The sequence below is a fragment of the Flavobacterium sp. HNIBRBA15423 genome (assembly GCF_052655965.1).
Genome location: NZ_CP199751.1, coordinates 863,577 through 876,843, shown reverse-complemented (window position 1 = coordinate 876,843; position 13,267 = coordinate 863,577). Strand labels below are relative to the sequence as shown.

The following is a 13,267-nucleotide window of genomic DNA, read 5'->3' as shown; positions in this document are numbered from 1 at the left end:
ATAAATAGGGAGAAAAGCACAGAATTTACCCATACTCAAACTTTTTTTCCCGAAAGTTTGTTACTCAATGAATATGGCAGGTCTCCTGGCTTGCGTCTTGTTATTCACCTTCCCATTTTGAAGGCAGAAATTAGAAGGTAGAAGTTAGAAAAATCTAAATTCTGAATTCTAAATTCTGAATTCTTAACAGTGGTTATGTAGATAATAACAAGCTTTATAGCTTACAGTTGCGGGTACAGCTTAGGCATTTCACCTAATTCCCTTTTAATGTTGTTTTGAAAATTCAGAAACAACAACCAAAATTCGAGTGCAAAAGTACATATATTTTAGTCTATTACAAGATTTAATTCTATTTTTGAAATTATATATTTATAAATATGAAATCTGTATTTACGTTTTTTACTTTTTTAGTAGTTTTAAGTAGTTTTTCACAAACTACAAATGAACCCGCTATTGACAGACATGATTTTGAACCTGTTCTGGTTCAACCAACTATTGCAAAAGCAGATGATTTTGATGAAGATTTACTATTTCCTTATGCTATTTTAGACAAAACACCCACTTTTGCAAATTGTAAATACACTATCGAAGCTGAAAACAGAGCTTGTTTTCAAGAAAAACTACAAGAACATATTAAAAAACATTTAAAATATCCTAAAGCCGCAAAAGAAAATAAAGTTGAAGCAAAAGCAATTGTGCTATTTGAAATTTCAAAAGAAGGGAAGATTACCAATTTAAGAACTAAAATCAAATCTACAAATCAAGATTTTTATACTCTTTTTGAAGAAGAAGCCATTAGAATTATATCAAAGTTACCAAAATTCATTCCAGGTGAGCAAAAAGGTAAAATTGTAACGGTAAGTTATGCTTCAATAATTACTTTTAGTTTATCTGATAAATAAAATACTTTTATTTCTTCTTTCTCATTTTACGCACTAAAATAATAATGCCAATAATTACGTGAAAAGCAATTACAGTATATAACGCATACATAAATTCTCTAGAGTCGGTATTCATATTTAAAGTATTATTTTTATAATTTGACCAAAGTTAACTTTATTTTGAAAAGCTTCTTTTAAAGATAAATTTTGTTGGTAACACAAAAAACTTCTAATCACTCCTGCATGAGTTACAATGGTAATTTTATCAAGATTATTATCTTTTAAATCTTTAATAAAAGAAAGTACTCGTTCATATAAAATTTCAAAAGATTCTCCATTGGAAATTTGAACTGAAACAAAATCTTCCATCCAAGGATTGAGTTCTTCTTTTGGAATATCATTCCAAGGTTGTAATTCCCAGTTGCCAAAATGCATTTCCATTAAACGGTTGTCTTCTTCAAATATTCCATTCGAAAGAAAATCGGCTAGAATAGTACATCTTTTTAAGGGACTAGAAATTACTTTTATTTCTTCTACAGGAAGTTGGTTCTTTATTTCTTGAAATAAGTGTTCAAATGGCTCTTGAACAGCAACATCAGCTTGACCATAACAAATTCCTTTTTCACAAACAGTTTCTGTATGTCTAACTAGATAAACTTCCATAAAGCTAATAATGATATATAAAATACTACTTCACAAATTTGTTGGGTTGCTCCCAAACAATCACCCGTATAACCACCAATCCACTTTTTGAAATAGCGAGCTAAATACCAACGAAACATAAAAACAGGTAAAAGAACTAAAGCTATTTTATAATTATAATAAACAAAATATAACAAAGGTACAATTCCAAAAAAAGCAGTCCCAAAAATTTCTTTCCATGAATAAGCCTTTGCAATGGGTTTACTCTTACTCAATTCGTCTTCACGAACATACTCATGGGTAAAAATTATAGTTGCTGCAGCCCAACGACTTAAAGCATGAGCCGCAATAAATGTTAAAATTATAGGAATAATATTAGATTGAATCGATAAAATTTCGACTAAAAGTATATATTTTAATACTAATAAAAGTATAATTCCAATTGCGCCATAAGCACCAATTGCACTGTCTTTCATTATTTTTAATATTTTCTCTTTAGTCCAACCACCACCAAAACCGTCACAAACGTCGGCAAAACCATCTTCATGAAAAGCACCAGTGGTTAAAACACTAGCTATCATACTTAACAGAACTGCAATAGTTACTGGCAAAATTTGAGAAAAAGCAATAAATACTATTCCAGAAATAAGACCTACAATCCATCCAATTAATGGAAAATAACGTGTGGCTTTGTTTAAATAATCAGGGTCGTGTGTGATATCCTTTGGACAAGGAATTCTGGTATAAAACATCATTGCTGTGAAAAATATATCAATTTCTTTTCTCATTTTAAATTTATTTATTACTCACTCCAGCACTTTCAAAACTAGCCATTTCATTCAAAAAAGTTACTGCTGATTGTATAATTGGGAAAGCAACTGCACAACCACTTCCCTCTCCTAGTCTCATTTTTAAATGTAAAACAGGCTCAACTTCTAAATAATTAAGCAATGTTTTATGTGCTTTTTCTTCAGAACAATGACAGAAAACAGCATTTGATTTTATGTCAGGATTCTTTTTAAAAGCAATTAAAAAGGCTACACTAGAAATAAATCCGTCAACTAAAATTAACATGTTGTTTTTAAAAGCTTGCAACATTCCTCCTGTCATTTGTAGGATTTCAAAACCACCAAAATAAGTAATCAATTCATTTAAATCGTTTGAACCTGTGTAATTCTCAATGGCTTTTGATAGTATTTTTATTTTATTTTCCAATTTCTCATTGGTAACACCCGTTCCTTTTCCTACACATTCTTCAATTGAAAAAGAGGTTAAAACAGCCATTATAACCGAAGCTGTTGATGTATTTCCAATTCCCATTTCTCCAAAACCAATACAGTTAGAACCTTTTGAGTAAATTTCGTTTACAATTGTAGCTCCATTTTTTAAACACAACTCCATTTCTGCGTGACTCATGGCTGCCGTTTGTAAAAAAGATTGAGTGCCTTTGGCTACTTTTTTAGGAATTAGTTTTGTGTTTGTCGGAAAATCATAATTCACTCCAGCATCTACAATCTCTAAGGCAATGTTGTTTTGTTTACAAAAAACATTAATCGCTGCACCACCTTCTAAAAAGTTCATCACCATTTGTCGGGTTACTTCTTGTGGATATGCACTTACTCCGTGATTTGCAATTCCATGATCGGCAGCAAAGACAATAATATGTGGTTTTTGGATTTGTGGTGTTTCAGTTTTAAAGATTAATCCTATTTGTAGGGCTAACTTTTCTAAAAGACCTAAAGCACCTTCTGGTTTGGTTTTGTGATCAATTTTATATTGTAACTTCTGAACTAAATCTTCATTATTACTTACTTTTTCAGTAGTAAACTGCAAATTCTTTTTTTGAATTTCTTGTATTTCATCTATCTTAATTACATTGGCAACAGCCGTTTTTTCCTTCCAATGCAATTGTTGTAACATGGGTTGACTACCGTAATCTGTTGCTGGCTTTCCAATACAAAAATAACCTAATGGCTCAATATGTTCTGGAATATTTAAGATGGTTTTAAAATCGTAGTAATTTAAAATAGAAACCCAACCCATGGAATAACCCTGTTCGGTTAAAGACAACCAAATGTTTTGCGCAGCACAAACCGCACTGAATTTTATAGCTTCATTACTTCCAACTGTTCCAATCGTAAACGAATCTAAAACAGAACGATCATAAGCAATTACCATTCCTATAGGTGCTTCTTCTATCGCTTCTAGCTTTAATTTTAAATAGGATTCTTTTTGCGCTTCATCATCAGTTGCATTAGCCGCTTTTTCATGGTAAGCCAAAAACAATTCTTTTATCTTCTTCTTTATACTTTCTGATTCAATTACATAATAACGAGTTGCGTCTGTTAAACCTACAGATGGTGCGTGATGACCTGCATCAATAGCTTTTTTAAGTACTTCTTGAGGCACTTTATCTGTTGTAAAATGGCGAGTATCTCTACGTGAAGTTATTATTTCGTATAAATCTTTCATTATTACTTTTAAAGTCTTATTCTGAACATTTGTCTGTTTTAATGTTCTCGATACATTTTTTATTCTATTCCATTCCATAAAAAACACTCGAACTGACGTAGTGCTTGTAACAACATTCTCCAATTCACACAATCCACGTCACTTCTATTGCGAAGCGTATCGAGAAGCTAATTCCATACACGAAAATCAGTAAAATCTGCGTGAACTATTATTTCGTATAAATCTTTCATTTAATTTTCTTCCCAAACTACAAAACAGTAGTTATCATAGGTTTTTACTTCAAATTTAGGTAATTGAATTTGGTTTTTAAATAAAGGACAATTAATAACTAATGTGTGAAATTCTCCATTTTCTCCACAAGGGTCAATTCCTTTTTGTTCTAATTCTAAAGCTAATTCTTTGGTTAAAATTTTACCTAAATATCTTTCTCCCATTTCTAAATTGCAGGAAACAATCATGGTTTCAATACCATTATGTAGCATTTGGTTAACCAAATCGATTCTATTTTGTTGCCACAGCGGTAAAAAAGCTTCCAGATTTGCTGCTTTACATACTTTTTCTTCCCATTCTCGGTGTGGTTCTAAATCAATATCTCCAAAAACAACTCCTTCTATTTGATGGTCTTCTTTAATTTTGTGTAATGTTGCAATGTAATTCTCTTCATATTGCGACCAAGATGCTGGAACTGCCACCAAAGACAAATTCATTTGAGCCGCTTGTTGTTCCAAAATAGCCAATGGAATACCATGAGAACGTGATACTTTTCCGTTTTCATTCATCATGTTTAAAAGTACAGTTGGTTTCAACCCTTCTTCTACACTTTTCATTAGAGCAAAACAACTGTCTTTTCCTCCACTCCAAGAACTTAAAACTCTCATACTTTTTATTTAATTGGCACTGGAATTCCTGAAACCATTAGTACTACTTTATCTGCTTTTTTGGCTAAATATTGGTTCATCCAACCTTGTAATTCAGTGAATTTTCTACCTACATGTGTTGCTGCATGAACACCCATTCCTATTTCATTAGTAATAACAATAATAGTAATATCTTTTTGTTGCATGACCAATTCAATTTCCTTTTTAGCTTGCTCCATACACAATTCCACATCGTTTTTAGTATCTACAAAAAAATTGGTTAACCAAAGTGTTACACAATCAATTAAAGCTACTTTTCCTGAAAAATCAATTTCGCTTAATTGTTTTTCTTTTTCAATATTTACCCAATTTTCATCTCTATCTTTTTGATGACGGTCAATTCTCTTTTGAAAATCACCATCCCAGTTACGTGCTGTTGCTACATACATAGGATTTTTAGACAATGACATTGCTAAATCTTGTCCGTAACCACTTTTTCCTGAGCGTTCTCCTCCTGTTATTAAGTAAAACATTGAAATTAATTATTAATGGTTGATAATTGATTATTAATGGATTTGGATTGTGTAGACATTATTGTCATTGTTTTTTGGGGATAATTTGTGATTTTGTTGTTTTGATTATGCTTGTTATTAGTTTTAGTATTGATGTTGCATCATTTACCATATTTTCATATTCTTTTTCATTTAAATAGTCGGTTGCTTTTAATAACTCTAACCAATAGATTGTCTCATTTGCTTCTTTTTGGGCAATTGCAAACTTATGTATAAAATCTAATTTACTTTCTGCATGTTCTGCTTCTCGAACCATTGCTCCAATACTTGTTCCACTTCTTAACAACTGCTTTGAAAGTGTATATTCTTTTTTATCATGAGATAAATATTGATATAATCTAACAATTTGTATCGCAAAATCAAAACTCTTGGTTTTTACAATATTATCACGCATAGGGTTAATTGTTGATGGTTAATTGTTAATGGTTGATTGTTAATGGTTGATTGTTAATGGTTGATTGTTAATGGTTGATTGTTGATGATTAATGGTTGATTTGGATTGTGTGTCTTTCATTGTCATTATTTTTTGTGTTGATTTGTGATTTTGTTGTTTTAATTATACTTGTTATTTAGTTTTAGAATTGCTATTATTTATACAAACAAGTTGCTATTTTGGTTTTCTATATTGTTATCACTTATAAATTTATAATTAAACACTAATCATCATCAACGCAATTCCCCATTAATAATTAACCATCAACAATCCATAATTAATACGGACAATGTCTGCATCCTTTACCACAACATTCTCCTCTTTTTAAATGAAACCATTTGGTAAAAACATAATTTCCTCCTTCTGAATAATAATCAATATCTTCTACCAAATGATTCGTCTTTGGTAAATCTTTTGCTTTATTTGTCAGGCTGTTTTCGGGTGTAATGGTTGCCACATAGTCATCAATCTTTTTGATGGTTGCTTCTTTTAAGCATTTTGGACACAAACAATCGGTGATTTTATCTAATGAAAAAATAGGTGGTAATTCATTACACCAACATCTAATTTCTTTAGATTGATTACCACAACCAAAGGTTGCATCACAAATTACACATCTTTTTTCTTTAACCAAATCCATGTTGTAAAGATAGTATTTAAAATTTTTAATAAAATGGAAGCGTAGAATTTTTCATACATTTGTGCAAACAGAATATACAGGATGAAATTATTTTTTAAAACCCTTTTCTTAACTTGTTTTTTATTAGTTAGTTGTAAAAAAAATAGCGAAACTAAAACGCAAATAGCAATAAATTCGGAAAATCAAATTAAACATGCTTCTGGATTAGCCATTTATAAATATGAAGGTTATTCTATAGTAAAAGTTTTAAATCCATGGCCAAAAGCAGAAAAACCATTTACTTACATTTTAAAAAATAAAAACGGAATTATTCCTGACAGTTTACACAATTATACTACGATAGATGTTCCTGTTAAAAAATTAGTAGTTACTTCTACAACGATAATTCCATTTCTGGAAATGTTAAAGAGTGAAAATAAACTCATTGGTTTTCCTCACACTTCTTATATTTCTTCTCCAAAAACAAGAGCTTTGATTAATGATGGGAAAATTAGAGATGTTGGTCAAAATGAAAGTTTAAATATTGAATTATTGTTTGATATGCAACCCGATGTTATTGTGACTTTTGGAATAGATAATACCAACAAAATGGTTGACAAGCTTACTAAAAATGGGCTAAAAGTGATGTTTCAAGGTGATTGGATGGAACAATCTGCACTGGGAAAAGCCGAATGGATTAAATTTTATGCAGCTTTGTTAGGCAAAGAAAAAGAAGGTGAAATTATTTTTACTGATATTGAAAAAAACTACAACAATGCACTTGCATTAATAAAAAACACTAAAGCTACACAAACCGTTTTATATGGTTCATTGTATAAAGATCAATGGTTTGTTGCACGAGGAAACAGTTGGATTGCCCAATTTTTAAATGATGCTAAAGCCAATTATTTATGGAAAGATTTACCAGGAATGGGTAGCGAGCCATTAAGTTTTGAAAGTGTTTTCGATAAAGCTGAGCATGCTGATATATGGATTACCAATGGTTCTATAATGACTTTAAGTCAATTATTAGAAGAAAATCATCATTATCAAAAGTTTGATGCTTATCAAAAAAGTGAAGTATACACTTTTGAAAGTCAAAAAGGAGAAACTGGTGGAACGGTTTATTATGAAACAGCTCCAAGTAGACCTGATTTGGTTTTAAAAGATTATATTAAAATCTTTCATCCTGAAATACTTCCTGATTATCAATTTACCTTTGCAAAAAAGTTAGAATAGCGTGACTAGAAAATTCTCCATATTATTTATAAGCTTACTAATATTATTAGTATTTCTAACTATTTTAAATATTAGCTTAGGATCTATAAAAATACCTTTTAAAGAAGTTGTTAATTGTTTATTAGGAAATGACGCTTCAAAAAGTTCTTGGGAATACATTATCTTAAACTTTAGATTGCCCAAAGCTATTACAGCTATTTTAGTAGGTATTGCTTTGTCTATAAGCGGTTTATTAATGCAAACTTTATTCCGAAATCCATTGGCTGGTCCTTATGTTTTAGGGTTGAGTTCGGGTGCTAGTTTAGGAGTTGCCATTGTTTTATTAGGTGCTGGAATTCTACCTTTAAGTCTTTCAAAAGTATTTACTTCTTCTTACGGATTGGTTTTAGCTTCTGGAATAGGAAGTTCGTTAGTTTTATTGGCTGTTTTATTTGTTTCCCAACGTTTAAAAGACACTATGTCCATTTTGATTGTTGGGTTAATGTTTGGTAGTTTAACCAGTGCTATTGTTTCTGTTTTATCCTACTTTACTACTGCTGAACAACTTCAGAAATACACTTTTTGGCAAATGGGAAGTTTAGGCAACTTGAGTTGGCACGATGTTAGTTTTTTAGCTATCTTAACTTTTTTAGGAATAAGTTTAAGTTTTTTAGTAATTAAACCTCTAGATGCTTTGTTATTAGGTGAAAAATATGCTAATAGCTTAGGAGTTAACTTCAAGAAAACACGCTATATTATTCTTTTTGCTACTAGTATTTTAGCAGGAAGTATTACTGCATTTGTTGGTCCAATTGCATTTATTGGTTTAGCAGTTCCTCATATTGCTAAATTAATATTTCAAACAAGTAATCATTTTGTATTGTTTTGGAGTACATCTTTACTTGGAGCTATTATTTTGTTGTTTTGTGATATTGTAGCACAATTTCCTGGCAATGATATTACATTACCTATTAATGCGATTACTTCTATTATTGGTGCACCAATTGTGGTTTGGTTGTTGGTACGAAAAAGAAGGCTTAGTTAATTATTAATGGTTAAAAAACACTTCGTCTGTTCAAGTGTGAAGTCTATACAGAGCCTTACACAAGAAAACTTTTTCTGCTTACAGTTTCCTATAATTGAGAAAAATATAAGTAGATAATATTATTTATATAAGTCATTTATTAAAATAACACTTAACTATTTTCCAAAACAAATTTTAAAGCTGATCCTACATTAAACCATCCTTTGATCTCCATTAATTTTCTCATAATTGAGATCACTTAAAACAGTTAAGAAATCGAGAAGGTGTTTGTTGAATTCATGAGGTTGTTCAAGATTAGATACATGACCTGCATTGTCAATTACGTGTAGTACTGATCCTTTAATATTTGCATTCATAAATTCAGATTGAGCAAGTGGTGTTACTACATCTTCTCTTCCGCATAAAATCAAGGTTGGAATGGTTATTTCATTCAAAGTAGAACAAGTTTCTGAACGCTCAGCTAGTGCTACTAATCCTTGTTTGATAATATGTTCTGAATTAGAAAATACAACACTTCTCAATTGCTCCACCAATTCCTTTTTATTTGTTATTGAATCCTTGTGGAAAACACTTTTAATAAATCCCTCGTTGAAATTAGTAACTCCCTCAATTTCTATTTCATCAATAGTTTTATAACGTTTTTCTTTTACTTCGGCAGTATCGGCAATACATTGAGTATCGCATAAAATTAGAGCTTCAAAGCGATTAGGGAATCTTTTTACTGCATTCAACGCTATAAATCCTCCCATAGACAGTCCACAAATAATTGCTTTTTCAATGCTTAACTTGTCCATAAAATACATTAAATCATCAGCAAACAAATCAATGCTTAGGGATGATTCCTCGTCTGTTGATTTCCCAAATCCTCTAATATCACAAGGAATTAAGCGATAAGAATCTTTTAAAAAATCTAACTGACCTTCCCACATCGATTTGTCGAAAGGAAAGCCGTGCAAGAAGATAACTGGAATGCTTCCTTCTCCAATATCATCATAAGATAAATGAAAATCATTTACTGGTATAGTTAAATCGTAACCTTTAGTTTCAGTTTCCATAGTATTTTGTTTTTAAATAGTTCTTTTGTAATTAGATTTTTATTAGTTCCTAAATGGATTAAGTATTTTTCTGCGTTCTTTATTTCTAATCTCATTTTGCTACTTATAAAAGTATTTAATCAAGACATTTTTCTGTGTTACCAAATATTCTCTACTATTTGTAAAGTTACTACTTGAATTATGGAGATGCCTTACATAATTTGCGACAACAACTACATAATTCACATTTAAACCGCCACCTTTTTATTCTTTTTATAACAGTAAACCAAAATCCGTATGATTTTGACATACAAAATAAATCGTAATTTTTAGTTTAAACTCAAAATAGTATTAACCCAAAACTGTAAACTAAAACCAGTACGAGACATAGTGTAAACTCAAAATAGTATTAACCTAAAACTGTAACCTAAACTGGTACAAGACAAAGCTTAAAAAAATTAGTCTAAGCATTTAAACTGCCCCAACCACAAACAAATAATACAAGCAAATAAAACTTTTGAATTAATTTTCTATTTTTACAAAATGAGCATTACACTTAGACGCCATTTCGAAGAACTTATTTCATTGACTGACCAGGAGTTTGATTATATACTTTCACATTTTACCTCTAAAAAATTAAAAAAACATCAATTTCTTGTTCAAATTGGTGACGAAGTAAAACATACCTATTGGGTCAATAAGGGTTTACTTAGAGCAGTATATACAGATGATAAAGACAAAGAATACATTTTGCAATTTGCTATGGAAAATTGGTGGATTACAGACTATCAGGCCTATTTCATGCAGACCAAAGCCATTGTAAATGTTGATTGTTTAGAAAATACTGAATTACTTTGTCTATCATACGAAAACAGGGAAAAACTTTGTGCAGAAATGCATAAAGTAGAATATTTTTTTCGAAAAAAGGCCAATAACGGTTACGTAGCACTGCAAAAAAGAATGCTTTCTTTTCTTACTCAAAATGCAAAAGAACGCTACGAAATCCTTCTTCAACAATACCCCAATCTTTTTCAGCGGGCATCCAAAACTATTATAGCTACATACCTTGGGGTATCTAGAGAAACATTAAGCCGTTTCAATAATAAATAACAAAACTACCTTGTGACATACATCACTATAAAATAGTGATATACCTCCTTTGACACCTTACTACTTCATAGTAATTTTGTTTCGAACAATTTATAACAAAAAACACTTAAGTATGATACCATTTAATAAACTTGCTTATTTTTCTTTATTGGCTTTCCCTTTTACCAATATATTTAAAATGAAATATAGGAAGCTTCTTTTTTCCACCCTATCCCTCTTATTTACATTTCTCTTATTTTCACAAGATAAAAAGCAACCAACTTCTAACGTTTCAATGTCCTTGTTTGCTCAAAGTAAAAATCAATGGACAGGAATAGCTATATCAAAAAAAAACAGGGTTTTTGTAAACTTTCCAAGATGGTCAAAAGAAACACCTATTTCTGTAGCTGAAATAATTAACGGAAAACCAATAGCCTATCCAAATATCTCTTGGAATAACTGGGATACAAAAATGGTAGAGAAAAGAAAGTTTATTTGTGTACAAAGTATATATGTGGACGATACTGATTTTCTATGGGTTTTAGATACAGGGTATGAATTACAAACCGATTCAACTAAAGGAGCATATTTGTATTGTTTTAATCTGCTAAATAACACTTTGCATAAAGAATATTTTTTTTCTGTTGAAAAAATATCTGGGAAAGCGTATTTGAATGATTTTCGTATTGACGCTAAAAAACATATTGCTTATTTTACAGATTCACAAGTGGGGGGGCTAGTACTATTCGATTTAAAGACAAATGAAATTCGTAGAGTAATTGCAAAACACCCATCCACCTTAACCGAAGTCCATAAAATTGAAATTGAAGGATATGAAAGGACTCATCCTGTACATTCTGACGGTATTGAATTAGACATTAAAAACGAATATTTATATTATTGCTCCTTGATGGGCGAAAATATTTATAGGATTCCAACCCAAGCATTACTTGATAAAAATTTAACTGATGAACTTCTTGGACAACAAGTTGAAAAATTTGCTAAAACGGGTGCCAATGACGGAATTATTTTTGATAAAAATGGTAATTTATATTTGAGTAGCTTAGAAAAAAATGCTATTAGTAAAGTAAACTCTAAAGGAATTATTGAAGAAGTCATTAGTGATAAAGAAATTAAATGGCCAGATTCGTTTGCATTTGACCGTAAAGGAAATTTATTTTTCACTATCTCTCAAATACATTTACCAAAAGAAAAGAGAGGTATATATAAAATTTTTAAGCTAACTTTCAACTGATTTCAAACATGTTATAGCTGATAGCAAAAGTTGTTGTACAATCTTCCAAAAAAGATAATTTTTCAAAATAATTACAAAATAATAATCTCTATAATTACAAAATAATAATCTCTTTTTAGACATGCCATTAATAATTCTGAATAGATAAGGATTTTATTAACTAAGTAGCAATATAATATCTTAAGTTTAAAGACTTATATTGCTATTCTTTATTGAATATTACTTACTATATAATTACTATAACCTTACTATATAATTATTATATATATTTTATATCTTAGCATTATAAAGATTTTACTTATGGCTAAAGGGAAAGGTATTCTTCAAGTGAAAGGTACACTAAATGGTCTTAATTTTTATGTGCTAGATGGTAAGCAAGTAGTGCGAACGGCTGGTGGTGGCTTTAATGGTACAGCCATTAAAACCAAAGATTCTATGGTGCGTGTGAGGGAAAATGGCAGTGAGTTTAAAACTTGTATGCGATGTGTGTCTTTGTTTAAAAAAGCATTGCAACCGTATTTGAATGTACTGAAGGATAACAAATTACACCAACGCTTGGTTAGTTTATTTGCTAAACTTAAGTCTCTTGATACTATTTCTGAAAGAGGAACTCGTCATTTTGTAAAGGGCTTACAAACTCCTGCTGGCAAAAAGTTGTTTACAGGTTTTGTTTTAACGAATGGAAAATCGTTATTGACTATTTTACGTGATAACTATTCTTTTTCTTTTACGAATGGTTTATTGCTTTCTACTTATACTGGTAAAAAGTTATTTCTAGATACGAATGCTACTCATTTTGAGTTGGTTTTGCGCTATATTTCTATTGATTTAGAAAGTGAGGGTTATTCGTTTGTGAGCAGTGATTCTATTTTTTTAGACAAAAACTTCTCTGGTGATGTTACGTTATCTCTTAGCTCTCCTGCAATTTCAAATGGTGTTGTGGTTGCTGTTGTAATTGGCCGTTTTTTCCAAGAGGTTAATGGAAAATTTTTTGGTTTGGAAAATGGAGTTATTGAAGTAGTTGATGTTAAGTATAATTAATGGTTAATGGGAATAATATGACAGATGACAAAATTATTGACCAGATGCAAGAAGAAATTAAAATTTTAAAAGCGGAGAAGATGTGTTTTTGTAAACTTTCAATTTACAA

Annotated in this window: 14 protein-coding genes and 1 riboswitch; of the genes, 6 read left to right on the top strand and 8 right to left on the bottom strand. The window is 30.4% G+C overall.

The window, feature by feature from the left end; all coding sequences use genetic code 11:
* Positions 1 to 58: 58 nt before the first annotated feature.
* A riboswitch (cobalamin riboswitch) is annotated at positions 59 to 316 on the bottom strand.
* Between the two features lie 61 nt (positions 317 to 377).
* A complete protein-coding gene (locus ACULEV_RS03905; RefSeq protein ID WP_445457369.1) occupies positions 378 to 902 on the top strand; it encodes an energy transducer TonB in 525 nt (174 codons plus the stop codon).
* Between the two features lie 117 nt (positions 903 to 1,019).
* On the opposite strand, the gene cobC is transcribed toward ACULEV_RS03905, so the two are convergent.
* The 7 genes from cobC to ACULEV_RS03870 all read right to left on the bottom strand — a co-directional run bounded on the left by cobC (position 1,020) and on the right by ACULEV_RS03870 (position 6,497).
* Positions 1,020 to 1,544 (bottom strand): alpha-ribazole phosphatase, encoded by a 525-nt coding sequence (gene cobC / locus ACULEV_RS03900; RefSeq protein WP_445457368.1) that lies wholly within the window; start codon positions 1,542 to 1,544, stop codon positions 1,020 to 1,022.
* The gene (locus ACULEV_RS03895; protein ID WP_445457367.1) at positions 1,529 to 2,311 is read right to left on the bottom strand and encodes an adenosylcobinamide-GDP ribazoletransferase; all 783 of its coding nucleotides are present in this window, start codon (positions 2,309 to 2,311) and stop codon (positions 1,529 to 1,531) included. Before ACULEV_RS03895 ends, cobC begins: the two co-directional genes overlap by 16 nt.
* A 7-nt stretch (positions 2,312 to 2,318) precedes the next feature.
* Positions 2,319 to 3,995: a nicotinate-nucleotide--dimethylbenzimidazole phosphoribosyltransferase gene (gene cobT, locus ACULEV_RS03890; RefSeq protein ID WP_445457366.1), complete on the bottom strand. Its 1,677-nt coding sequence runs from the start codon at positions 3,993 to 3,995 to the stop codon at positions 2,319 to 2,321.
* A gap of 230 nt (positions 3,996 to 4,225) precedes the next feature.
* Entirely contained in the window at positions 4,226 to 4,873 is a 648-nt protein-coding gene (locus ACULEV_RS03885) for a Dph6-related ATP pyrophosphatase (protein WP_445457365.1), read from the bottom strand.
* Between the two features lie 5 nt (positions 4,874 to 4,878).
* Positions 4,879 to 5,385, bottom strand: a complete 507-nt coding sequence (locus tag ACULEV_RS03880) for a bifunctional adenosylcobinamide kinase/adenosylcobinamide-phosphate guanylyltransferase (RefSeq protein WP_445457364.1) — start codon at positions 5,383 to 5,385, stop codon at positions 4,879 to 4,881.
* A 64-nt stretch (positions 5,386 to 5,449) separates the two neighbouring features.
* Positions 5,450 to 5,818, bottom strand: coding sequence for a four helix bundle protein (locus ACULEV_RS03875; RefSeq protein ID WP_445457363.1), 369 nt, complete (start codon positions 5,816 to 5,818; stop codon positions 5,450 to 5,452).
* Positions 5,819 to 6,134: 316 nt separating this feature from the next.
* Positions 6,135 to 6,497, bottom strand: a complete 363-nt coding sequence (locus tag ACULEV_RS03870; protein WP_445457362.1) for a DUF5522 domain-containing protein — start codon at positions 6,495 to 6,497, stop codon at positions 6,135 to 6,137.
* Between the two features lie 81 nt (positions 6,498 to 6,578).
* Here ACULEV_RS03870 and ACULEV_RS03865 point away from each other — a divergent pair, with 81 nt between their 5' ends.
* Complete coding sequence (locus ACULEV_RS03865; RefSeq protein WP_445457361.1) at positions 6,579 to 7,715, top strand: ABC transporter substrate-binding protein; 1,137 nt, start codon at positions 6,579 to 6,581, stop codon at positions 7,713 to 7,715.
* A 1-nt stretch (position 7,716) separates the two neighbouring features.
* A complete protein-coding gene (locus tag ACULEV_RS03860) occupies positions 7,717 to 8,739 on the top strand; it encodes an iron chelate uptake ABC transporter family permease subunit (protein ID WP_445457360.1) in 1,023 nt (340 codons plus the stop codon).
* Between the two features lie 191 nt (positions 8,740 to 8,930).
* On the opposite strand, the gene ACULEV_RS03855 is transcribed toward ACULEV_RS03860, so the two are convergent.
* Positions 8,931 to 9,794, bottom strand: coding sequence for an alpha/beta fold hydrolase (locus tag ACULEV_RS03855; RefSeq protein WP_445457359.1), 864 nt, complete (start codon positions 9,792 to 9,794; stop codon positions 8,931 to 8,933).
* 522 nt (positions 9,795 to 10,316) lie between these two features.
* On the opposite strand from ACULEV_RS03855, the gene ACULEV_RS03850 reads away from it, so the two are divergent.
* The 3 genes from ACULEV_RS03850 to ACULEV_RS03840 all read left to right on the top strand — a co-directional run bounded on the left by ACULEV_RS03850 (position 10,317) and on the right by ACULEV_RS03840 (position 13,158).
* The gene (locus ACULEV_RS03850; RefSeq protein WP_445457358.1) at positions 10,317 to 10,883 is read left to right on the top strand and encodes a Crp/Fnr family transcriptional regulator; all 567 of its coding nucleotides are present in this window, start codon (positions 10,317 to 10,319) and stop codon (positions 10,881 to 10,883) included.
* Between the two features lie 112 nt (positions 10,884 to 10,995).
* Positions 10,996 to 12,117 carry an L-dopachrome tautomerase-related protein gene (locus tag ACULEV_RS03845; RefSeq protein ID WP_445457357.1) on the top strand — a complete coding sequence of 374 codons (1,122 nt, stop codon included), beginning with the start codon at positions 10,996 to 10,998 and terminating at the stop codon, positions 12,115 to 12,117.
* Between the two features lie 300 nt (positions 12,118 to 12,417).
* Positions 12,418 to 13,158, top strand: a complete 741-nt coding sequence (locus ACULEV_RS03840) for a hypothetical protein (RefSeq protein ID WP_445457356.1) — start codon at positions 12,418 to 12,420, stop codon at positions 13,156 to 13,158.
* The last annotated feature ends 109 nt before the right edge of the window (positions 13,159 to 13,267 follow it).